Source organism: bacterium SCSIO 12741 (genome assembly GCA_024398055.1).
In the GTDB taxonomy this organism is placed as follows: domain Bacteria; phylum Bacteroidota; class Bacteroidia; order Flavobacteriales_G; family Salibacteraceae; genus SCSIO-12741.
This window is the reverse complement of the sequence record CP073749.1, coordinates 3067155-3091399: the sequence shown is the minus strand read 5'-3', so window position 1 is coordinate 3091399 and position 24245 is coordinate 3067155. Positions and strand designations below refer to the sequence as shown.

The 24245-nt window shown below is 44.1% G+C and carries 16 protein-coding genes; 4 read left to right on the top strand and 12 right to left on the bottom strand.

Features of this window, described 5'->3' with window-relative positions; genetic code table 11:
• The first annotated feature begins 28 nt into the window (after positions 1 to 28).
• A complete protein-coding gene (locus KFE98_13130) occupies positions 29 to 2059 on the top strand; it encodes a tetratricopeptide repeat protein (GenBank protein ID UTW60964.1) in 2031 nt (676 codons plus the stop codon).
• Here KFE98_13130 and KFE98_13125 read toward each other — a convergent pair.
• A complete protein-coding gene (locus KFE98_13125) occupies positions 2053 to 3960 on the bottom strand; it encodes a RecQ family ATP-dependent DNA helicase (GenBank protein ID UTW60963.1) in 1908 nt (635 codons plus the stop codon). The genes KFE98_13130 and KFE98_13125 overlap by 7 nt on opposite strands.
• 79 nt (positions 3961 to 4039) lie before the next feature.
• Here KFE98_13125 and KFE98_13120 point away from each other — a divergent pair, with 79 nt between their 5' ends.
• Positions 4040 to 5983 (top strand): glycosyltransferase family 39 protein, encoded by a 1944-nt coding sequence (locus KFE98_13120; protein UTW60962.1) that lies wholly within the window; start codon positions 4040 to 4042, stop codon positions 5981 to 5983.
• 23 nt (positions 5984 to 6006) lie between these two features.
• Here KFE98_13120 and KFE98_13115 read toward each other — a convergent pair whose 3' ends face one another.
• The 9 genes from KFE98_13115 to KFE98_13075 all read right to left on the bottom strand — a co-directional run bounded on the left by KFE98_13115 (position 6007) and on the right by KFE98_13075 (position 14282).
• Positions 6007 to 6921 (bottom strand): AraC family transcriptional regulator, encoded by a 915-nt coding sequence (locus KFE98_13115; protein ID UTW60961.1) that lies wholly within the window; start codon positions 6919 to 6921, stop codon positions 6007 to 6009.
• Between the two features lie 9 nt (positions 6922 to 6930).
• Positions 6931 to 7413: an SRPBCC domain-containing protein gene (locus KFE98_13110; GenBank protein UTW60960.1), complete on the bottom strand. Its 483-nt coding sequence runs from the start codon at positions 7411 to 7413 to the stop codon at positions 6931 to 6933.
• Positions 7414 to 7624: 211 nt separating this feature from the next.
• Positions 7625 to 8749: an efflux RND transporter periplasmic adaptor subunit gene (locus KFE98_13105; GenBank protein UTW60959.1), complete on the bottom strand. Its 1125-nt coding sequence runs from the start codon at positions 8747 to 8749 to the stop codon at positions 7625 to 7627.
• A 2-nt stretch (positions 8750 to 8751) separates the two neighbouring features.
• On the bottom strand, positions 8752 to 9636 hold the full coding sequence (locus KFE98_13100; protein ID UTW60958.1) for an ABC transporter permease: 885 nt from the start codon (positions 9634 to 9636) through the stop codon (positions 8752 to 8754).
• Positions 9637 to 9674: 38 nt separating this feature from the next.
• A complete protein-coding gene (locus KFE98_13095) occupies positions 9675 to 10016 on the bottom strand; it encodes an ABC transporter permease (GenBank protein UTW60957.1) in 342 nt (113 codons plus the stop codon).
• A gap of 6 nt (positions 10017 to 10022) precedes the next feature.
• A complete protein-coding gene (locus KFE98_13090) occupies positions 10023 to 11255 on the bottom strand; it encodes an ABC transporter permease (protein ID UTW60956.1) in 1233 nt (410 codons plus the stop codon).
• 1 nt (position 11256) lies between these two features.
• Positions 11257 to 11925: an ABC transporter ATP-binding protein gene (locus KFE98_13085; protein ID UTW60955.1), complete on the bottom strand. Its 669-nt coding sequence runs from the start codon at positions 11923 to 11925 to the stop codon at positions 11257 to 11259.
• A 579-nt stretch (positions 11926 to 12504) separates the two neighbouring features.
• Positions 12505 to 13431 (bottom strand): hypothetical protein, encoded by a 927-nt coding sequence (locus KFE98_13080; GenBank protein ID UTW60954.1) that lies wholly within the window; start codon positions 13429 to 13431, stop codon positions 12505 to 12507.
• Positions 13432 to 13649: 218 nt separating this feature from the next.
• Positions 13650 to 14282 (bottom strand): hypothetical protein, encoded by a 633-nt coding sequence (locus KFE98_13075; protein UTW60953.1) that lies wholly within the window; start codon positions 14280 to 14282, stop codon positions 13650 to 13652.
• A gap of 385 nt (positions 14283 to 14667) precedes the next feature.
• On the opposite strand from KFE98_13075, the gene KFE98_13070 reads away from it, so the two are divergent.
• Positions 14668 to 17601 (top strand): histidine kinase, encoded by a 2934-nt coding sequence (locus KFE98_13070; protein ID UTW60952.1) that lies wholly within the window; start codon positions 14668 to 14670, stop codon positions 17599 to 17601.
• A gap of 52 nt (positions 17602 to 17653) precedes the next feature.
• Here KFE98_13070 and KFE98_13065 read toward each other — a convergent pair whose 3' ends face one another.
• Together KFE98_13065 and KFE98_13060 are read right to left on the bottom strand one after the other, a co-directional pair.
• The gene (locus KFE98_13065) at positions 17654 to 20389 is read right to left on the bottom strand and encodes a T9SS type A sorting domain-containing protein (GenBank protein UTW60951.1); all 2736 of its coding nucleotides are present in this window, start codon (positions 20387 to 20389) and stop codon (positions 17654 to 17656) included.
• A 424-nt stretch (positions 20390 to 20813) separates the two neighbouring features.
• Positions 20814 to 22949 (bottom strand): WG repeat-containing protein, encoded by a 2136-nt coding sequence (locus tag KFE98_13060; protein UTW60950.1) that lies wholly within the window; start codon positions 22947 to 22949, stop codon positions 20814 to 20816.
• A gap of 122 nt (positions 22950 to 23071) precedes the next feature.
• Between KFE98_13060 and KFE98_13055 the strand changes: the two genes are divergently transcribed.
• Positions 23072 to 24244, top strand: a complete 1173-nt coding sequence (locus KFE98_13055) for an MFS transporter (protein UTW64705.1) — start codon at positions 23072 to 23074, stop codon at positions 24242 to 24244.
• Position 24245 lies beyond the last annotated feature (1 nt).

Below are 24245 nucleotides of genomic sequence, written 5' to 3'. Positions count from 1 at the left end.
GCCCAAAATTTCATAATCCCTTTTCGGAATGAATGCAGTTTGGCGTAATCCCCTTTATTCCTTTTTTATTGTAGTGATCACCTGCTGGTTGGTATATGCCAACTCATTGGGCAACCAATTTGCGCTGGATGATCTTTCGGCAATAACAGGCAATTCACTCGTTCAAAAAGGAGTAGGCGGAATTGGCGAGATTTGGTCCCATGCCTACCTCTATGGTTTTAGCGGTGCGGATGATGAGTCCTACCGTCCCCTGCCCCTAACCCTTCATGCGCTGGTTTATGGATTAACCAACAACTCCCCTTTTGCCCATCATTTTCTTCAGGTATTGTTATACAGCCTGTTTTGTGGAATAGGCTATCTCCTGCTCCGCAAATGGATGCCTGACAAACCCGTTTTGGTATTGCTCTTAGCCTTGGTCTTTGCTGTCCATCCCTTGCATACGGAAGTGGTGGCTAACATCAAAAGTTTGGACGAACTGCTCTCATTTGGCTTGGGAATTTCGGCCCTCTTTCTGTTTTCCAAGTACCTTGAAAATTCAAACCTTTCAACGCTAATCGCATCGCTTGGCGTATACCTTTTGGCCCTGCTCAGTAAGGAGAATGCAGTCACTTTTGTCCTACTATTTCCACTTGCCGCCTGGTTCTTTGGATCAGGAAATGTACGGAAATCCCTCCCAAAAGCTTTGCTTTTTGTGGCCCCCGTTCTCGTTTATTTCTTGTTGCGTTCCTCCGTGCTATCCACTCAAACCTTTGATGGGGATTCAGAAAAACTATCGGCGATTAACAATGCCTTATTGCTAACTAACGGATTTGGAGAATACCTGGCAACGGCCTTCGCGATTTTGCTCTACTACTTGAAGTTGCTCATATTCCCTTCTCCATTGACCTACGATTACTCGCTCAGCTTTTTTGAAATCATCGATCTAAGTTCACCCCAATTCTGGATTTCGGCTTTGCTTTATATCTCCATTCTTGCCTTAGCCATTTGGGGGTTATTAAAAAAGCAAGTTCAGGCCTTGGGCTGGTTGTGGTTTCTGATCACCTTGAGCATCTACTCCAACCTGGTTGTGTCCATCGCTTCTTCTGCCGGCGAACGGTTTCTACTTACTCCTTCCTTTGGTTTTATTTTAGGCCTTGTTTGCTTAATCCATATCCAGCTTTTGAAGGAAAAAAAGCCGGCCGTCATCTATGGAATTTTGGGCTTGGTTATCCTTATTTTTTCGGTTCTCACTATTCAGCGAAATCCAGTTTGGGAAAACAACGACACCTTGCTCTTGACGGATGTGAAAACATCCCAAAACTCCTTCCGGGCAAATTGGTTTGCCGGTCAGCAACTGAAGCGTCAAGCCCTTGCTTCTACCCAGCAGGATGAGCGTTCAAGACTTTTGCAGTCCTCTTTGAACTACCTGACCAAAAGTTACTCCATTTACTCCGAGTACATCGACATCTACCAGGAAATGGCCGATGTACTAAAAAATCAAGGTAAATGGGACAAAATGTTGAAGGTAAGCAAGGAAGGTTCCCAGAAGTTTCCTGAGGATGAGCAAATCAGTTTACAGCTTGGCGAGGCTTATTTGAATTTGGGACAGTTTGCCCAGGCTCGCACCCCTTTTGCCCAGTTACATCATTCCAGCGATACCAATTTTCAATACCTCAGTCTGTTCAACACCGGAGCGACATTCCTGAACGAACGTCGCTTTGACTCTTCACGGGTTTACTTTGACCGGGCTCGAAGCATTCGTCCAGAATTCGAAGAGGTGAATTACTACCTGGCCATGTCTCAATTCCAATTGGAGGAATACGATAACGCCATTCGGGGATTCCTAAAAGTTACTCCTGAGAATCCGGCTTTTGCTCATTCTCAATCCTCCATCGGAACCATTTACTTAATTCAGGGCCAATTTGAAAATGCCCTTACGCACCTGAAAACAGCTCTTGTTTATGTGCCCGGAGATGCCAACATTTTGAACAACATGGCGGCTGCATATCACCAATTGGGAAATGACGAAAAAGCTCAGGAATGCATAGAATTAATCGGTCAGAACAGCTCGCCTCAATAAAGGCGTTTTAACCGATTCCCAGGCCCTATTTCAAGACGTCCGTCACCGTGAAGCCATTGGACTGTCTCTATCAGCTGGTTCTCTTCAATAAGCGAGAAATCCTTGATCAAATCGGATAATGCTACAGGTCCTATCTCCAGTTTTTGCATAATCAGCTGCATGAGTTCCTCCCTGGAATACGAGGTATGATTGGATTGTCTTTGCTGACATCGATTACACTGTCCGCATTCAGGGGCATCATCCTCTCCAAAATACTGCAGTAGAATTTGAGACGTACATTGCTCGGATCGCACATACTCCAGCATCGCCTCCATTTTTTGCCCTCCGGTCTTTTTCCGATCCTCGTAGTTGATCTTGGAGAGAAACACATTTTCATCCTGAAGTCTTTCCTTGAGAAAGGTAATTCTCGGAGTTTCCGAGGATGGTTGATAATCGATCACTCTTTGCCGATGCAGGTGCTGCAGTTTTTTCCTCAATTCACCCGTGGTTATATTGAGACGTTGGGCCAACAACTTCTCCCTGACCGGAGTAGGATGATCAAACATTCCCGAATAAGACCGGAGTAAAGTCAAGAGAATTTGACTTCTGGCCGGCTGAGAAACTTCCAGGTTATACAATTCCGATTTAGACAACAGCACCTGAATCTTAGACGGCTGATAAACCGCATCCGACAGGTGAATATAGCCCTCTCGTTCGAGAAGCTTTAGAGCGTGAAAAGTTTCCGTTGGATTGAACCGATACCGGTTGGAAAAATCAATCAAATCAAAGGGAAATATCCGGCCTTCTCCCGACCCAATGGCCAGTTGAAGGTAATTCCCCAAACCGGTGTATACCCGCTTTATGAACGGTTTTTCCGGAAAAGAGGTCAACCAATTTTCCCGAAGTTTCTCAATATCTCCTTCATCAAACAGGAGCACCGCCCAGGATTTTTTCCCATCTCTTCCAGCCCTACCCGCCTCTTGGAAATAGGCTTCTGGCGATTCCGGCAAGTCCAGATGGACCACCCAGCGAACGTCAGGTTTATCGATTCCCATTCCAAAGGCATTGGTCGCCACTATGATCTGGGTTTCTCCTTTTATCCAAGAATGCTGTCGGGCATCTCTTTCGGTGATTCCCATACCCGCATGATAGGCCTCAGCAGAGTAGCCCAATTGCTTCAATTGCCGAGCCAAATCCATGGTTCGCCTGCGGTTTCGAACATAAACGATTCCCGAACCACCCACCTTGTCGATCAGTCGACGTAGTTTTCCAAACTTATCTGGTTCGCGGTATACCAAATACACCAAATTGGATCGCTCAAAACTTTTCTGAAAGACACAAGGCTTGGCAAATTGTAGTTTTTCCTGAATGTCGACCACCACTTCGGGTGTAGCCGTGGCTGTCAAGGCAATCATTCGTACCCCAGGTGCCCATTCGCGCAGTTGGGCAATTTCAAGGTAATCGGGTCTAAAATCATAACCCCATTGCGAAATACAGTGCGCTTCGTCCACCGCAATCAGAGATAAATTCATCTGCTGTACCCGGCTGCGAAACAACTCCGATCTCAACCTCTCGGGCGATACGTAAAGAAACTTGATCGATCCATAAATACAGTTGTCAAGGGCTACATCAATCTCACGTCTACTCATCCCCGAAGTCAGGGCCTGGGCCTTAATTCCTTTTTCCTGAAGGTTTTGTACTTGATCCTTCATGAGGGCGATGAGCGGAGAAATGACCAGACATAGCCCCTCACTCATTAAAGCAGGTACTTGAAAACAAATCGATTTTCCTCCACCGGTGGGCAACAAAGCCAAAGTATCCGTACCCACTAAAACAGACTCAATGATGTCTTGTTGAAGCGGACGAAAAGCGTCATAACCCCAGTATTTCTTAAGGATTTCCGTATGTTTTGTCGTGGCCATGGGTCGGGGTAAAATTACAGTATTGTTCTGAACAGCGATTGGCACAAGAACTATTCAAACCGTTCTCTATTTTTGGCCCATGATTTCCTCAAACCGGATCACCATAGGCTTGTTTTGGTTGGTCGTTTTTCCAACGGCGGCTGTACTCCGGTTTTTCAGGGCTTCGGAAATCTCCTTTACCTTGGATGAATTAAGCGTCCTGCACCGCACCGGCTATGGGAGTTTTGAAGAATTGATCCGCGAAGGAATTTGGAATGACGTGCATCCCGCAGGTATCCAGATCATGATGCACTACTACACTCAGTTGGTGGGCTATGAAACGGCCTTGGTCAAGTTGCCTTTTCTACTCATGGGATTGGGATCCGTGGTCATTACCTTCTACCTGGGCAAACGTTGGTTTAGCCCTACCACTGGATTATTGAGTTCTGCTCTTCTGGCATCGGTACAGTTTTCGGTGATGTATAGCCAAATCATTCGGCCGTATGCTAGCGGGATGTTTTTCGCTCTTGCCGCGGCTTGGTTCTTTACGCGATACGTGTTTGATGAAAAACGAAGTATTGGCGTTCAGGTAGGATGGTTGATTTCTACATCTCTGGCCATGTACAACCATTATTTCAGCTTTATGATGGCTGGCATTATTTGGGCTTCAGCCCTCCTGTTTTTACGAAAAAGCGAATGGAAGCAGTACATCCTGTTATCCCTGGCTTTAGGTGCTTTGTACTTGCCCCATCTTCCACTCTTTGTTAAGCAATTGGCCTATGGATCACCGGGTGGATGGTTGCCGCCACCCGAAGATGATTTCCTGTGGCAATGGCTGAATTTTCTGTTTCATTTTTCTGATGTATTTACGGTTTGCATACTTGCCGTTATCGGGATTGGAATACTTACTTCGGGCAAAAATCTATTCCAGTTCTGGGGTCGAAGGTTGTTGAGTCTAAGTTGGTTTGCACTACCTTTTCTCATTGGCTATTTGTATTCCATTTGGAGAACCCCAATGCTACAGTATTCGGGACTACTTTTCGGTTTTCCCTTTCTGCTGCTCGCTGCCTTTTCACTGATACGTACCGAAAAAACCTCTTACCAGATCGCCTTTTTGTTATTGGTCTTAATCCCCTCGGTTTATTCCTTGATATACGGGCGTGAGTACTACGAACGCTTTTATGAAGACGGCTATGAGAAACCCGTTATCGCTTGGGAAAAAGCCAAACTCCAACTTAAGGATTCTAATGTACCCCTGCTCTACCGAGGTTCTACCTCGATGACCCACTTTTTTGACCTGCAATGGCCCAATAAGGAAAGAGCGCCATATCGCTTAATCGAATGGACCGACAGTGCTTCACTGTACCAGGCAGAAAACTTTGTCCAGGAAACGGGATCCGATCGTATAGCAGTATCGGCGGCCTGGCAACCGGGTCGCGATTGGATTGGTAGACTACGCAAAGAATATCCATATCTGCTTGAACGTGGCAATTACTACCTGCTGGATTACTTCCTATTAAGCAAGGATTTTAGAGATACGCTGAACTACAAAAACATTCAGGACACCGCATTTTATGAATCCGTGTTTTACCCTTCGGGACAGGGTTCCTGGAACATTCACGATGGCTGTCGTTTACAAGAAGATTCAAACTTTGTTCCTTCTGTAAAAATTGATTCAGCCTGTGAGTTTGCCCTTGAATACCGGATTCCGTTTAACGACCTCATCCAACATCCTCAGCAAGTAGCCGATTTCTATTTGCAATCCTCCTCTCAAAGACAAAATCAATTCCTGGTTCTTGCCATCGTAAAAGGAGATTCCACTCTTCATTATGAAACCCGAAATCTTGCTCAGTACCTCGGTTACCACAACTCATGGACAGTGCTAAGCTTTGAACCTGGCCCTGCCCTTTACAACAAGAGTCAAGGTGGAGAATTGGTCGTTTACTTCTGGAACAAAGCCAAAACTTCTGTTGAATTAGATGCCTTCGAAATTTTGGTTAGAAAGGAGAATCCTTACTGCTTTTGGTTGAAGCATGAGTTTTAAGGAAATGGTTTAAAACCCACAAATCAATTCAAACTCTGCCGGTATTCCTTAGGGCTCATTGTCGTTTTCTTCTTGAACATTTTACTGAAATACTGGGGATATTCGAAGCCGAGGTAATAAGAGATTTCACTGGTATTATCATTCGAATTGAGCAACCTCGTTTTGGCTTTTTCAATAATGAAATGATATATATGATCCTGCGTCCCCCTGCCCGTTTCTTTTCGCAATAGATCACTCAGATAGCGTGGAGACATACCCATTTCTTCTGCACAATACTGAACCGAAGGCACTCCCATTTCCAATTGCTTTTCTTCGACATAGTAGGATTTTAAGAGCTGTTCAAAATCGCTGGCAACGCCTTGATTGAAATTGGTTCGGGTATAAAACTGTCGGTCGTAAAACCGGACGCAGTAATTCAGCAGCAATTCGAGGTTCGAAATAATGAGCGTTTGGCTGTGCGCATCAATGTTGTTATCGTACTCTCGTTCTATTTTTTGGCTTATTTCTGAAACCGTTTTCCTTTCCTCAGCGGATAAATGGAGAGCCTCATTGGAGGCATAAGAAAAGAAGGAATAGTCATCTATTCGTTTGCCCAAATCAGCCACCCGTATCAAATCCGGATGAAAGACCAAGGTCCAACAGTCATCATCGTTTGGCTTGTAGTTTCTATTAAACTCCAGTACTTGATTGGGTGCCGTAAAAATCATAGAACATTCCTGAAAATCATAGGAGTTTCTGCCGTACTTAGAAATGGTAAAAGGGCAATTTCCCTTGAGGCTAATCTGATAGAGCTCAAAGGAGTACCTAAAATTCTCGACTGCATTATCGTAGTGTTCTTTTCCGAAAGTAAAAACAGAAATCAAGGGGTGTTTGGGTTTGTCCAGGCCCAGCAGATCGTGTAGCTGCGTAATACTTTGGATTCGAAGAATATCGTCCATAAAGGGATGCTAAGATTTGGAAAACCGAAGTTCCGCTTCTTTTTTCAATTGACGGTTAAATGCTTGGTATCCCTTCACATAGATTTTAGAAAGATATCCTCCCAATAGCCAAGTAGCTCCTTTGGTCAATTCATCCTTCTGAATGAATCGGGACGTTTTGTGATCAATGGCTTCAATGATAAAATGGTGATTATCACAGATTCCCATGGGGCCCTTTTCTGCCCAGAAAAAAGATTTTCCATCCTCCACCTGAATATGGTGATCAATCGTATTGAATTTTTCCTTGGCTGGATCCAATTGAAATTTCGCGGTAATCTTATTCCCGTCTTTTAAATCTCCTTCAATGGCGACCATAAAAGCAGCCCAATTCTTATAGGAGCTGGTATCGCTTAGTACTTCCCAAGCCTTTTCTGCCGGGGCCTTGATGATAATGTCGGTATAAATTTTTCGATGAGATAATTTGACCTTTTCTACGTTTACTGTCTCTTGCATAATGTTTGTTTGGGGTTATCCATTTAGCAGAACTAAAGTAGAATCAGCCCAACAGGAGATGCGTAGACAAAATGCCGAATTACGTATGTTTTTTGACGAACAAAAACGGAATGGGAATCATCGCAAGACTACCAAAGGGTCAAATAAGAAGAGCGTCAAAATTTAGAATTCAAAATTTTGGAATCCGAATTCTTCCAATGACCATGGGATTCTAAACCTGCTCCTTAGCTTTCAACTCTTCGTATTCATCGGCTGGAACCATACGAGATTTGATTTGGTCCGTGGCTGTGATACCATCGAGAATTTCCACCTTGATTCCATCGGAAAGACCCGTTTTGATAAAGCGTTTTTCAAACTCTTGAGGACCTATCTCAACTTCCACATAAGGTTTGTCTTCTTCAAACTTGAGTAGGCTTTCGTTGATACAAAGTACACTATCCACCCGGTCTAAAACAATATCCGCATTGGCACTGTAACCAGCTCTAACAAAATTGGAATCCTGAAGATTTACCTGGGCTTTGATATCAAATTGGATAGCGCCATTTTCTTCTTTTCCTTTCGGTGCTATATAGCTCAGGCGAGCATCAAACTGTTCTCCTTCGATCGCTCCGATTTTGAGAATAAGTGGCATTTCCAGGCGAAGTTTTCCCACTTCTGATTCATCCACTTTTCCTTCAAAAATCATATCACTCATGTCGGCAATAAAGGCAATGGTAGTCCCCTCATTAAAGTTGTTGGCTTCGATCACCGAGTTTCCCTCTTTCACTGGCACGTCCAACACCATTCCACCAGCCGTGGCCCGAATGAGCGTATTGGTGGTTGCACTCGACTTGCGGGTGGCACCTTCACGAATAATGTCCAGGTTATCCTTAGCAGCTTCCAACTCTTGTTTCGAATTTTTGAGGGCCAATTCAAACGGTTGCAAAGTAGCCGCTGAAATTACCTTTTGCTCGTACAACTTCTGGTTTCGGTCGTAGTCCAATTGGGCATTTTCCAACGAGATGTTGGCTCTTTCCAATCGGGCTTCTGCGGCATTCAAGCGTTCCAAATCTGGGATGATACGCACCTTGGCCAAAACCGTTCCCACCTCAACCAAATCGCCAGCTTCGATATAGAGTTCCTGAATAATTCCTGAAATATTGGGTTTAATCTCCACCTCTTTTCGCGGAACCACCGATCCGGTAGCCACAGTTTTTCGAATCACATTATCGGTAAATGGCTTTTCTGTTAGTGCCATTTTAGGCGACTCCTGAGACTTTTGGTACAGGTAATAAATCGTGTATCCAAAGGTTCCTACCAGGGCAATAACTAACAATAGGGTAAGGGCTCGTTTCATGATTATCCTTCACTTTTTAGGGCAATCACCGGGTTAATACGGGAAGCTACACTCGCAGGAATGAAGCCCGCCACAGCGCCGGCAAAAATAATGACAACGGTAGCGGTGATCGCTACTCCAAAATCAACTTCAGGGTTTCTAAACATCTCTCCACTCAATCCATAGGTTTCCATCGCACTGTTCAGCGATTCCATGGCAAAAACGCCAACCACCAATCCTACATATCCTGCAACGGAAGTGAGTATCAAGGTTTCTGCTACAATTTGACTAACGATGGATAAAGGCGGGGCTCCAATGGCTTTCCGAATTCCAATTTCCTTCGTTCTTTCTTTCACCACAATCAACATGATGTTGCTAATTCCAATCACACCAGCCAACAGGGTACCTATACCAACCAACCAAATCAAAAACCGAATTCCAATGAACAGGTTCTGCATTTTGAGGAATCCTTCTTCCATGTTGTAGTGACCAAAGGCACGTTTATCTTCCGGAGATACCAAATGTCTTTCGGCCAAAACCTTAAACACCTTGTCTTCTATGGAACTCACGTTTACCCCATCTACCGTATTGATGGATAGCCAACCAATATTATCTCCAATATTAAAGGCCTGCTGATAGGTAGATATAGGCGTGTATATGGTTTCCAAGTCTCCGTCATCGGCCTTGTTGTCGTTCATGTTTTGAAAAACGCCAATTACCCGAAACCAAACCCCACTGATCAAAATGTATTCACCAATAGCTTCTTCGTCTCGCTCAAAAAGAACGTCGCGTACCCGTTGACCAATGACCACGACCTTTCGCTTTTCATCCACATCCATGGGGTTGAGAAAGCGTCCTTCGGTAACCCTTCGGGGATTGATCAAAATGAGTTCAGGCACATCACCCATCACCTGAAAACTACCGGCAATATTGTTTCGGGAAACACTTACTGTTCCCCATAGCCATTATACTGACAGCGAGGCGCAATGATTTTGATCTCAGGAATTCTATCCTTTAATACCGGGATGTCGTCATTCTTTAAGTTGAAGGTCCGGTTCCGGGGCATGCCTTTGTAGGGAATCGAAGTGCGATTGGTCCAAACAAAAAGACTGTTCGTAGCAAAGGTTCCGAAATCATCCTGCACTCCATTTTCCAATCCTTTACCCGAGCCCAGCATAATGATCAGCATGAAAATCCCCCAGAACACCCCAAACGCAGTAAGGAGGGTCCGAATCGGATTGCGGCTTAACACCACCCATATTTCATACCATTTATCGCGATCAAACATACCTACCTACTCTTCTCTTAAAGCTACTACAGGTTCAATTCGTGCTGCACGCTGAGCGGGAATCAAGCCCGCCAACAATCCAGCTACAATTAATACTAAAGTGGCCATAATGGCTACTTGAAAATCGATTTCAGGTTGCTTAAAAACTTCCACACTATCCCCAATGGCTCCAGAAAGACTCTCCAGCGTAACCACGCCCAATAGGAGGCCCAAATATCCAGCAACCGAGGTGATGAAAATGGCCTCTGAAAGAATGAGCGAAATAATGGAAAACGGAGAAGCTCCAAGCGCCTTTCGTATTCCTATTTCCTTGGTTCGTTCTTTCACTACAATGGTCATAATATTCCCAATTCCCACAATGCCCGCGAAAATGGTGCCCATCCCCACAAACCAGATAAAAAGTTCGATGTTGTTAAACAGGTTCATCACCTTCTCGTAACTCTCCACATTGTTTCCTATCCGAACAGCTCTCAAATCCCGAGGATTGTAGTTGTATTTCTGAGCCATATAGGTATTGATGTCCCAAGCAATCTTGTAGCTTTCTATCACCGATGCATCTCCTACAGTGGTCATAATTCGATTAAGCCGATTAGGATCGTTTTGAATCAATTGCAGGGTGGAAACCGGAACGTAAATATTCCTCAATTCCCAATCAGATCCTTCATCGTGGTAGAGTCCTACAATTTTGTAATTACTCCCAGACAATTTAAAATATTCACCAACCGGCGACTTCCCATCAAACAATTCATCGCGAACCAGGGTGCTCACTACTGCAACCTTTCTCCGTTCGGTCAAATCATCCTGATTGAGAAATCGCCCTTCCAAAACGATCGTATTCTCGAGCAAGCGATGCTCAGGAGTCGTACCACGCATGTGATAGCTCCCGGACTCCTTTTGGTAGTTGGCTACCTGACTCCACATCACGTAGCGGTTGGTGACAAATTCAGTTCCTTCTATTCGATTTTTTACGTATTCGTAATCTTCGTTGTCAAATTGTAAGCGCCTTCCTACACGGTGGCCTTCATAGGGCATACTGGTTACTCCGGGTGTAATCCAGAGACTGTTTACCGCATCATCGTTAAACTGAGTCTTCACCCCGTTTTCCAGCCCCTTTCCAGCACCTAAGAGAATAACCAACATAAAAATTCCCCAAGCCACAGCAAATCCTGTGAGGAAGGTCCGCAATTTGTTTTTGCGGATGGCACTGAGAATTTCATGAAGATTATCGAGGCTAAACATGTTATTCCTGGTTGGCTATAATTCCGTCGGTCAATCGAATCAAACGATCGGTGCGATTGGCAATGTCATCTTCGTGCGTTACAATCAATACGGTAATGTTTTCCTTGTTTACTTCCTTAAACAGGTTCATCACGTCGTGCGAAGTTTGGGTATCCAAAGCTCCCGTAGGTTCATCCGCCAGAATAACCTTAGGCTTGGTAATCAGGGCCCGGGCAATGGCAACCCGCTGTTGCTGTCCACCGGATAATTCCGAAGGCAAGTGATCAGCTCGATCATACAAGCCCACCTTATCTAAGTATTCCAAAGCAAGCTTGTTGCGTTTCTTACGCGAAACGCCCTGATAATAAAGAGGAAGAGCCACATTTTCAACCGCATTCTTATAACTCAAGAGGTTAAACGATTGGAAAATAAACCCCAATAAATGGTTGCGAAATTTGGCGGCTTTTCGCTGAGAAAGAAATCGAATTCGTTCTCCATCCAAACGATATTCTCCGGAATCATATTTATCCAGAATTCCGAGAATATTCAATAAAGTCGATTTGCCTGAACCCGAGGACCCCATAACGGAAACCAGCTCTCCCGGACCAATATGAAGGTTGACGTTCTTAAGCACGTGCAACTCGTTCTTACCAATGCGGTAATACTTGTTCAGGTTTTCTAGTTCAATCATCCCTACAAGTATACGAGGCTTTTAGTCACCATTTCTCAAATTGTCATACATGTACTTTAGCAGGGATAAAGGGAAATAAGCGAGGATGAAAGGAGCTTTTGAATATCCAATCTTGAATTTCGAATTTTCAATCTTGAATCTTCAGGGATGATTGGATTGGTGACTAATGGGAATACTAAATAATATCACCTGATTTTATCGAAATTGAAAATTCAGCATTCAGCATTCAGAATTAACCAAGTCTTCAACCGGCACCGGGCCCGTAAGGTGGTTGAGCGAAGGGAACGGACCCGGTGCTTTTGAGGTAGGTGGTTGAAGATCGGCCGAGGCGCGGATATTTTGAATCTTGAATTTCGAATTCTGAACGCTGAATTTTGAAATGTTAGATAAGCACCCGAGTATCAAAATTCAAGATTGAAAATTCAACATTCAAAATTCCAAATAGCCCCGTGTGGTGAATGCTTCCGCAAGGGGTTGGATTCGGAAGCATTCACCTGGGGTTGGTCGGTTGGTCACTGGTTGATTATTGGCTGGTAGGTTGGTAGATCGGTCTTGTATCTTTTAAAAAATGAACGATTATTAGGCTGCGTTTTGAATACCCAAATCGCTTCCAGGGTAGAACCAATCCAATAGGTATTTTTCAGCCAATGGATGACCCAAAGAACGAGCGAGAATCAAATCATCTTCAGCACTGGCAACTTCAATATCGCATTCCACTTTGATCAGAGCTCTTCTGAAAATGGCTTCTATATTGAAGGGATCTTCGGCCAAAATTTGACGGTAGATCTTATAAGCCATTGGCAATTTATTCATGGCCAGGTAAATAGCTGCTTGCATCAATTTAAACTCTTGGTTAGCAGGGTTTAGCTTAAGCGCTTGGTCGATTTCTTTCAAGGCATCAACGAACTGCTGACGAGATTGAAAGATGACGGCACGGGCCGCAAAGGCACTGGCCAGGCGGCGGTTGAGCAGCAGAGCAAAGTTCAAATCGTCCAAGGCCTTCTCATCCTGATCGAGGAATGAGTAAACCTGAGCGCGGCCTTCATAGTAGGATGCTTCTTTGGGTGCTCTCATTAGGGCGTGGTTCCAGTTGGTTAGTGCGCTGCGCCATTGACCGGTAGCACTTTCGCATTCGGCAAGCTTGGCATAGCCTGAAGCAGAATCAGGATCCATCATCAAGTGCAATTGCAACTTATTAATGGCCAATTCATATTCTCGGTTGTGCATTAGATTAAGACCTTCCATCAACAACTCATTCGACCAATTTCGGATGTGGGCATTGTTGGCAAAACGGAGCAATTCAGATTTGCTTAAAATCAATTTTCCCTGGTCGTCCAAAAGAAGTTGGTAGAATTCCTTACAGCTGATCAGAACTTTGTTTTTCCAATCGGAACCGTTTTCATGACTGGCCCAAATATCGCGGGCAATTTTGATCATGTAGTTCCAGGCGTGAGGACTTAAGTTGTCTGGCTTTGGCCATTTTCCGGTGTCGTTTTGAGTTGTCATGTTCATTCTTTTTAAAAGATTACAGGACCAAAGTACCGGGGCAAACCGTAAACTATTTACGTTCTCAAAAAAGGTGAATTTTTTAACAGATTTTCAGGCGGTTGTGGTGAATTTGTTGGCTTGGTTCAACAAGAATAAACAAAAAAAATAACCCCGGAATTGAGGAGTCAATTCGGGGTCATCATCCCTCTTTATGAAGAGCGAATTATAATCCTTGATTAGGGCCACATAGAAAGGCAAGTTGGCGCATAATCCACCACAACCATAATAGCCACATCTCCTGCAGGTGCAACACTGGGAGACCATTCAAATCGGTATGCAACAGGATTCATCCAACCGCTCTGGCAAGGAATAACCACCTGGCTTTGGGCGTAACTCTCTACTCTACTAATGAAAGCCTGCTGTTCGGCCGGGGTTAGTTTTCCATCAGACAAGTAGGAATAGGTGGACGGTCCGGTTCCCCAAAATTCAAACGCCAAAGGGAAATAGGAGTACCCTGGAGAACCATTGATATCCAAATACACCGTTTGCGGCGAGCAGCAATTTCCTCCATTAACAGCAGCCGGATATTTGCATTCCATATAACTGTCTAATACTCCCGTTGGAGAAATCACAGTTCCAAAAAGCTCATCCGCCAGGGTGAAATAATTGGAAGAATAGTGAGTAACCAGTTCACATGAGAAACCGGATTTGAGCTGTTTCTGTTGTTCCTGATTCTCGGAAGATTCCTGGTTCTCTACAGATGCCTTTACCTCTTCGGCAATTTCATCCTGTTCGGTCTTCTGACAACCCACGGCCAGAAAAATCATAAGCACAGCAGCGCTTATTTGAATACATTTTCTTGTAATCATAATTAGTTTAATTAAAGTTGGCCTACTCTATTAAAGCTTTTCGGCAAACGCTTGGAGTAAAGCTATGAAATCATGCTGAGTTCTATGAAAGCTTTACATAACCAAGCGGTTTGGCTACAAAACCCAGGTATTCTAACCCATAACCGTTGAGGCGGTTGCATCCAACTCATCGGAATGAGTTCTTACCACTTTGTAAAATACAATGGGCATTCCTTATACTTGCATGCAATACAAGCGGTTTTGTATTGTTATAATCACCATAGCCCTAAACCTATTCCCCTCTAATTCAACTATGCGACTTTCTCAAATTCTAAGCTTTGTTCTGGTTGTTACATCAATCGGATTTAATTGTACACCATCCAACGCTCAAATCCCATCCGTAAAATTGAAACACTACAACCGCGATAATGGACTTACCGGTGATGTGACCTTTGATGTGGTTCCAGATGACCACGGGATGCTTTGGATAAATGTGGCCAACTATGTGGTTCGGTTCGATGGGGAAGATTTCATGTTTCCTCTTTTCGGGAATTTTGATCAAAGAGCCATTCCGAGATTGTACAAAGGGGAGTCGGGCAAAATCTGGGTTCAAAGTTTATCGGGAGACTTGGGTTGGTTTAGAACCCTTGGCAGGCCCCGATTAATGGCTTATGCCTATAATGATTCCATCAAGCACCTAACCGCCGAGAATCAGGTCCAATCGATGAAAATATTGAAGGATGAAACCTTGCTTATCGGAACAAAAACAAAAGGATTATTCGAGGTCTCACCCGAAGGTCGCGTAAAGGAAGTTATTGGGCTACAATCGGGGTATCACGGTTATGTTATTATGGAGCTTGAAAAAGATGCCCCCCTGGTTTTTAGCATCTTTGATTCAACTCGCCAGGGAACTCCCTTTCAGGTAAGCTACTTGAACAATACCGGTGACCTGCGCTTTCAATTTTCAATTCCGGATATCACTTTCGGCAACCGGTCCATCCTCCTAAAACGAAATGACTCTACCTTCCTTTTTTCAACGGGAGGTGAACAAAAAACGATAGCTGAATTCACTTCCTCTGGCTTACTCCAAACCTACCAAGCTCCAACTCAGGTAAATGGAATATTACAAGATGGTAAAGGAGGACTTTGGGTAGGAAGTATGGATAACGGCTTGACCCATTATCCTGGAGGAAAAATCGACGAATCTCTTGGATACCGGTATTTAAATGACATCAAAGCGGCTTATCCGGCCCATGAGGACCACGAGGGAGGAATTTGGGTTACCACGTACGGTCATGGACTGTATCATATTCCTCACCCCAGTTATGTCTCATTTGATTGGCGAAAGGAAGAGGTGAATACACGAGTCAATCTACCTCGGGTAACCAGCGATGGAAAACGTATCATTTTCATGGATTCGGAAAACCATCTGGGCGTTTTTGAGCCCCACTCATCGCCTCAGGTCAGGTACTTATATTTTGATGAGAGTCCCGTTTTTCCGCATACTATTGAGGACATTTATTACGACACACATTTCCAAAACTGCTGGGTAGGAACAAGCGATGGACTTTTCTTAATGGATCCGGACAAACAAGAATACTCACTACCCGTTAAAGGTCTACCAGCTAATTTGGAAACCCCGATTTTGATGAAACAGGGCTCCCAGGATAGCACCATTATATTAATCACTAAGCACCAGTATTTCGTCCTTATTAAGGATAGTGTAGTTTTTAAATCACGGCAATTCCCAACCGATATCACAGACGTTATTCACCTCTCCCCTGATCAGGCCTGGATAAGCGATAAAGAAGACACTTGGTTTTTCGATGGGCAAAACTTAAACTCTCTAAATGAGCAATTTCCTGACGAAGCTCCTTTAGAAAACGCCTCTTTAGAATACGAAAATGGTCGTCTCTGGATTGCTCCCGAGGGACTCAAATTAAGGATGGTGGAAAATGGCAAAATCAGTACTATTTGGGCAAAAGACGGTTATGCAGTGTCTTATGTTCGTTCCCTATTTAAAGACGACTTGGGTCAAATAAATGGAATCAGTATGGACGGCCATTATGTCATTCAAACCGATAAAAAGGGATCCACAAATTTTCCAGTCAAAATGTACATGCAAGATTTTGAAGTGGTTATGCCATTCCAATGGCGCGGAACAGAACTCGAAGAATATTATTACTCCGGCACGCCCACCGGGCTCACTCGTTTTGAAAAAATAAAATACGATCAAGATGAAAAACAACTGCCCAAGGTCCTCATTAACCGCATCAGGATCAATGAGCGGGATACAATCGTTAAGGGCAACTACGAATTGGAATACGATCAAAATTTTATCGGAATCGACTTTTCGGGACTCACCTTCCAACAATTGAACTATTCCCCTATGTACATAACCTATATGATGGAGGGGGTTGACAAGGATTGGAAGGACACGAAAAAAAGAACCTTAGAATATACAACCCTTCCTCCAGGAACGTATCAGTTCAAGATAAAAGCCAGATTGGGCAGTGCCCCCTATAGCGATCCGGAAATCATCCAATTCGTCATCTCACCTCCCTATTGGGAAACTTGGTGGTTTAGATCTATTTGGGTAATAGTCGGCCTATTGATCATCTACGTACTGTTTACCTATCGCTTGCGACAATTAAAGGAAAAGGAACGCCTAAAAACAGCTCGAGAGGTGGAAGTCACCCGGCTCGAATTAAGAGCATTGAAGGCGCAGTTGAATCCTCATTTTATTTTTAACAGCATCACTTCTGCACAATACTATTTATCCAAAAACCAGCCCAAGGAGGCCGAAAACTATTTGCTCCGATTCTCTCAGCTTATGCGAAAGGTGCTTAACCATTCTGAGGCGACGCAAGTTTCCTTAAAAGATGAGATTTCCCTCATGCAGGAGTACATATCCATTGAATCGGAAAGATTTTCGGGTGAACCTATTCAATTCGAAGTGAATTCAAATCGACTGGATCTATCGAGCTGTATGATACTTCCGGCCTTGTTTCAACCTTACATTGAAAATGCCATTTGGCACGGACTGCGTCTAAAACAGGGCGAGCGAAAAATCACGTTAGACCTGGAGACTCAAGACGAGCACCTCATCATTAAAATATCGGATAATGGTATAGGTCGTGAAATTGCCAAAAGTCGAAAAACATCATCCGGCGAAAGCAAATCTTTCGGAATGCTCATTGCTTCTCGGAGGGTTAAGCTGATGAATAATAACTTGAGTGAAGCCAACACCGTTCAAATCATCGATTTAAAAGATGTTCATGGAAATGCCATCGGAACGCAGGTTTGTCTGACCCTGCCCCTTCATTTCCAAACGGCTTGATTGCTTTAAATCTCCGGCAGAAAAGTGTCTTCGAAAAACAAACTCGAACCTATTACTCTACCACAAACTGAAGTGCTTTACTCCGCTGTCCATTAGAAAAGTGAACGTAATAAAGACCAGGAAGTAAATTCATATTCAAATCCCATTCCTGCATGCCAGGCTGAAGTTCCTGAGGTTTGCGGTAAATGGTTTTGCCCATTACATCAATCAATCTCCACTCTACTCGGGTTGCCTCCAACACGCTGGCCCGAATGGTAAACTGACCGTTGTTGGGATTAGGATAAAGTTCAAACTGAGATTGATACCAATTCTGATTCACTACTGTATTCAATGTATCTGTTGTGTCAGTAGCCGTGTCTTGAGGGAATACAAAAGCGGAGTCTAACAACTCTGCCGACCAAACTCCACGTCCAAAGGTGGTACAGTATATCCGTCTTTCTTTGGGTTGAATTTCCAGTTCACTCACAATTACATTGGGCAAGTTTTTGCTGTACAAATTCCAACCATTAATGCTGTCATTGGTGTAGTAGATTCCCACATCAGTTGCTACATAAAGTGCATTATCACGAGACTCTACGTCCTCAATTACACAGTTCACTGGAATGTTGGGCAAGTTTTGGGAAATATTGGTCCAATTCTTACCGCCATCCGAAGTTTCAAAAACCTTTACTCCTGGTGCAAATCCACCAACGCTTACCCACATTTTATCCGGATCGCGATCATCCATGAATAGGTAAGTGAGGTAAAGACTATCCGGTAATCCGGCCGTACGATTCTGCCAGTTGTTTCCTTCGTCTTCCGTTACCCATAATTCAGAGTTATTGAAGTTCTGGTAGTTGATTCTACGTGTGAGAGCCAGGTGCTCAGGATGCTTTCCTGAAATATGGAGAGCATTGATGTATTCTCCGCTACCCGGTGTATTGATTCGGCTACCGAAGTTGTTTTCAACTTTATAGAGGTTTACAAAACCAGAATAGAAAATGTCTGGATCATCTGGATGCTGAACAAAAGGAGTAGTCCAGGCACCGTTTTCCGAAATTCCATTTCCCCAGTAGTTCGAAGTTCGTCCACCGTTGCGGGTTCGGTAAAAGTTTCCGTACTGAGAAGAGGTGTAAACAATCTCAGGATCATCTGGATCGATTATGCACTCCATTCCGTCTCCACCAGAGATGTTGATCCAGGTTCCAGCTGAATCGCGGTAAAATGTTCCGTTATCTTGAGCACCTGTTACGATATAGCCAGGGTTATTTTTAGAAAGGCCAAGACGGTAAAATGAAGTAATCTGCATACCACTGGATACATCTTCCCATTGCGTTGGAAATTGGTATCCCGGCACCGTATCGGTCGCTCTCCAGGAACCAATCATAAGGGTATCGGTTCTAAAGATTCCTCCGTCATTACACAGGTAGTACTTCTCGTCCAAAGGATTGTATTTAAATTGGTGCTGGTCGGCGTGCGGGGTGAATCCATAGTAGCGTAACCAATAGGAGGCTCCATCCCAGGTAGCACCACCATCATCCGATCCCCAAACATTGATTCCACCGGTAAATACCTTATCCGGATCATTGGCATCAGTGATTAAAGCCAGGTCGTAGGTTCCTTGTCCTCCTGAAGAGGTTCCTTCACCCCAGTGCAAAAGATTTGGACCGGATGCAGCCATCATTTTGCGGTTCCAGGTTCTCCCTCCATCTCTACTTTCATAAAATCCATACAAGCCACGATCTACTCCACAGGCCAAGGCATAAACCCGGGTGGTATCTGCCCGAGCAAACAACACTTCCATTCGCTGAATAGAATCGGTAGGAGGAATTGGCGCTGAAGCCTGAGTCCAGGTATCCCCAAAATCATGTGAAAGCCAAATAGCAGCACGACCAATGCCGAGATTAAGTACATATCCGCTTGAAGCAATCAAAGTTTGCGGGCGATCGGGATTACTTTCCAAATCCCACATCATTTCGTTGTTAATAGCTGTCCAGTTAGCGCCTCCGTCATAGGACTTCCAGGTACCTGCTACACCTACTGCTACCAACTCCTGACTGTTTGCCGGATTAATCAATACCCTTCTAACCAGAGACTGATCCAAGTCTGTTAATTGGTAAGACAATCCCGTAGGATTCCAACTTTTACCTCCATCAGTCGATTTATAAACTCCTAATCCGTAGTGGGTATTTCGTTTTCTTCCATCCGTTTGAAGGGCTACACTCATGTATGCGTAATCTCCAATGGAAGCATACATGATCTCTGGATTGTTAGGATCAATGGCAATGTCGTTAATTCGAATTACCGGTAGACCATTGTTCATCGGCGTGTAGGATTTACCGGAATTGGTGGTTTTCCAGATTCCTCCTTGGGCCACTCCAACAAAATAGGTAAAGGTATCTGTCGGGTGAAAAGCGATACAATTTACCCTTGCCACACCATGGCTCGAAGCATTGTTGTAAGAAAAAACCAAAGTATCGGGTCCTTCAGGAATCCAGGTTGAATCAGAGGCACGAGATGCACTGCTGTGGTTTTGGATCCGGGCATTTTGAATAGCCGCATCCAAAAAATAGGAATTGGGTGCCAGGGCACCTTGACCGGTGGTTCGCGATTCATTAAAATGCAACCAACGTTCTAGCCATTTACTGCCTTTGGTGTTTTCTCCAGCTTTATCTTTCCAAGCTGCCCATTGTTCCTGGTATTGGGTAAAATCAGAGGCCTGAGAGCCCGATTTACCAATCATTTCCTGTGCATGTAGCGCGCCTGCTGCGATGAAACTCACAACCAGCAACCCAATATTCTTTATCATTTTGTTGTCTGTGTATAGAAGCGGTTAAATATACCCCGTTTTCTGATTCCTAATTTGATTCCCCTGGAATCGAACTGGCTAAATACTGTAATCGGCAGCCAGCATACATTTTACAACGGAATGGCACCAAGGGTTTGGAAAATGGAAAAGAAGCCCTTTAAAACTTCTTCACGACCGGTTAACAACTTTTTGGATGTCAAGGGCCTACCTAAAGGGAAATAACCCGTCTATATATACAGCGCCTTATGAATATGATACACGATAGAATTATAAATCATCCCTGGATTCGGTTTTTTACCGTTCGGTTCGAGCGTTTTGAAAACTGGTTCAATGCAAATTTTGGTTGGTTCTTTACCAATGGGAATAAGATCAATCGGTTTGATACAAGTTCTTCATATGGTCATTCCGAGGAAAATCCTTGGGATTAATCCGTTGAAATTTGCATTCCTGAATCCTGGTAAATGAACTTCCGGTTTTTCCGGTCGAAGTAGGCTCTTTTGTCTCCTTGTTCAAGTACCCAGGTTTCTTCGTTCCAGTCCGAAATGCGATCGAATAGTGTGGGCAAGATCGAATTGTTATTCCGGTCAATGACTCCCCATTTGCCGTCCAATTGTACCCAAAGAATTCCATGATCGAGTTCTTTGATCTTGTCGTATTGGATAGGTATTACGGGAGCTCCGTCGGGGTTAATCATCCCTTGCTTACCATCTTTTTGAACCCGGGCTAATCCGAATTCAAAAGGGCCGGCATACTCGTAGATGTATTTGATTACCAATTTTACATCACGATTTGCATATCCCCATTTGCCGTACCGTTTAACCGCCGTCAATTCATTTTGAAGTCCGGAATAGCGACCAACATCCTCGAAAATTGCTGGGTACACTTTCTCACCCACCGTGTCGATTAGTCCATATTTCTTTTTGACCGAATAATACTTCGCAGCTCCATTTTCAAACTGAGCGTAATTATCTACACCAGGGCGGTCGTTATACTTGGCCGGAATAATGGGATGACCCAAGGAATCCAGGTAACCATATTTCCCTTCCTCAACAAATAATATGCGGCCCTCACTCTCTGCACCTAACCGCTCATACTTGGGAGCAATTAAGGTATCACCAGACCAGGAGAATAATCCAAACAAATTGTCTTTCTTGACCTTGATAACCGACTTTTCAACCTGAAGTTCGAGCCAGTCAAACTCAGCTGATATTATCCATTTCCCTTCCTGATCCACAACTCCATACAGTTCATTCAGTTGAACCATAGCTCGTTCATTTTCAAAATGGGTGACATATTTGAATTGATGTGGAATGGCTATACGTAAGGAATCATCGTAAAAACCATAAAGTCCTTCTTTCTGCACGTAAACCCGCTGATCGTAAAAGGTTCCAACGTCCTCATAGTTTAGGGGTAATACTTCATTTCCAAGGTGATCGGCCAAACCATAAGATCCATTTTTTTCAACCCAAACAAAACCTTCATGGTATTCTCCTGCATCATCATATTGGGTCGGAAGTACGGCCTGCCCCTTTTTATTGATGAAGCCCACCTTTTCTCCCATACCCACCTGGGCTGCTCCTTCGTAAAAAGCATCTACAAAATCGTATTGGTAGTCGATTACCAACTTGCCTTTGTCGTCCACGAAGCCCCATTTACCTAATTTTTCAACCGGGAAGAAAGGAGTGTTCGACAAATTGTAATCCATCAGGGCATCGTTGCGGTAGGGATAATCGGGATAGTCCAGGATGAATTCTGCAATTTCTTTGGGATCATTTCTTTTTACACTTAACCGATAAATCGCCATCCAGGCATGATTCACATTTCGATTTTCCGGGTAAGACAGGATAAAGTTGTGGTAGGCGTTTACGGTTTCATCCTCGGTCGTCAGGCGGTAAATCTGATCTTCGGCTTCACCCAAAAAAGGACTCATGCGGTAGTCCTGGATAAACTTCAGGTAAACTGCTAAACTTCCTTCTTCCGTATGATCCTCATAGAACAAACGGTCATAGCGGTTACGAGCTTCCACTACCTGGGTTGCATACGGATAGCGCATAAAAAAGGCTTGGTAGGCTTGCCAGTTGTCGGCCTCTTCCGCTTCATCAAAAGCCAACGAATCGCGCAGAGTTTCCACTTCCTTCATTCCGGAAAACCAGGGGTAATCTTGCATAAACTGATTCAAGCTATCCGATTGACCTGTTTCCTTCACCTTTAGGTAAAACCAGGAAATGATGCGCTGTTTCTGCTCAGCGATTTCAGCCGAATCGATGCCGTATTGAAAAAGAACCGTTTTTTCCTTTTCTTCCATCTTTTGAAACAACGTATCTGCGTTTAAGATGTACTTAAGGGCAGAATCAGGTTGGTAGAATGGATTATCGTCCCGAGAATAGATCTGACTTAATCCAAATGAGGCGCCAACAGGTTCTTTTTCGAGGGCAGATTCAAACTGACTCTTAGCCTCGAAATAATTGAAAACCCGGAGGGCCTCAAAGCCCTTATCAAGTTTACCTGCCCACATTAAAAGGGGCGCTAACAAAAAGAAACTACTAATCAGAATACGCATGGACGCCAAAAATAAACCAGTTGGTCTACGGAATGACAACAGACCTCTCCAGAAACCAACAATTTCTTCCGAATAACCCAAATCTCAGGCCAAATTTTACCTTCTTTTGCAAGGCATTTCCAATGGAACAAAATCAGTCTTTCTACACCCTTCAATTCTGGCTTCTTTGTGCAAGTTCTGTACTCTTCATGGCCAGTTTCAACATGATTGTACCCGAGCTCAACGCTTTCATTGAAACACTGGGCGGAGGAGGATATAAAGGAGCTATTATTTACCTATTTGCCTTTGCGGCTCTTTTGGCCCGGCCGTTTAGTGGTCAGTTGGCCGATCAAATGGGGCGAATTCCGGTTATGATTATTGGCCCCTTGGTGTGTGTCATTCTTGGAATTCTTTATCCCTGGGCAACCACGGTTTGGGGCTTTCTGATTCTTCGATTTTTTCACGGATTTTCAACCGGTTTTAAGCCAACGGGCACCTCAGCCTATTTAGGCGACATTGTTCCGGCCAACAAACGTGGCGAAGCCATGGGAATTTTGGGAGTTGCCGGTGGTATTGGAATGGCTGGAGGACCTCTCATTGGAGGTTGGCTTTCCAAAGCCGTTTCGCTGGATGCGGTTTTCTATGCTTCCTCTGGGGTCGCCATGCTATCCATTCTGGTATTAGCAGGAATGAAAGAGTCTCTACCTAAGACCAAAACGGCCATGGAAAGTTTGAGGGGCATACGCTTCGAAAACTTGATCGACCTTTCCGCATTGCGACCATCCATTATCATGTTCCTGCTCATTTTCGCCTTTGGTGTAGTACTTACCACCACTTCTGATTTCTGCGATCACTTAGGCATTGAAAACCGAGGCATGTACTTAGGCATCACTCTTTTTGCTTCTATCATAAGTCGACTATTCTCTGGTAAGTGGTCAGACCGTTGGGGGCGAAAAAAGGTGCTACTTATTGGAACTTCTATTCTAACCATTGGAATTATTGTCACCGGATTAAGTACCACGGTTAACCAGTTCTATATAGGTGCCTTCATTTATGGTGTTTCAGCAGGTATCAACTCACCTACGATTTTTGCCTGGACCATTGATTTGGCCAACGATCAAAACCGAGGTAAAGCCATGGCCACCATGTTCATTGCTTTGGAATCAGGAATTATCGCAGGCTCACAGCAGGGCTACTTCTGGTACAACAATCAACCCGATCGCCTACCCATTCCCTATTTCCTGGCTGCGGTGTTAACCATCATAGCCTTCGGACTGCTGGTTAAGTGGATTCGAAACCCGATTAAGAAGAGCTAAA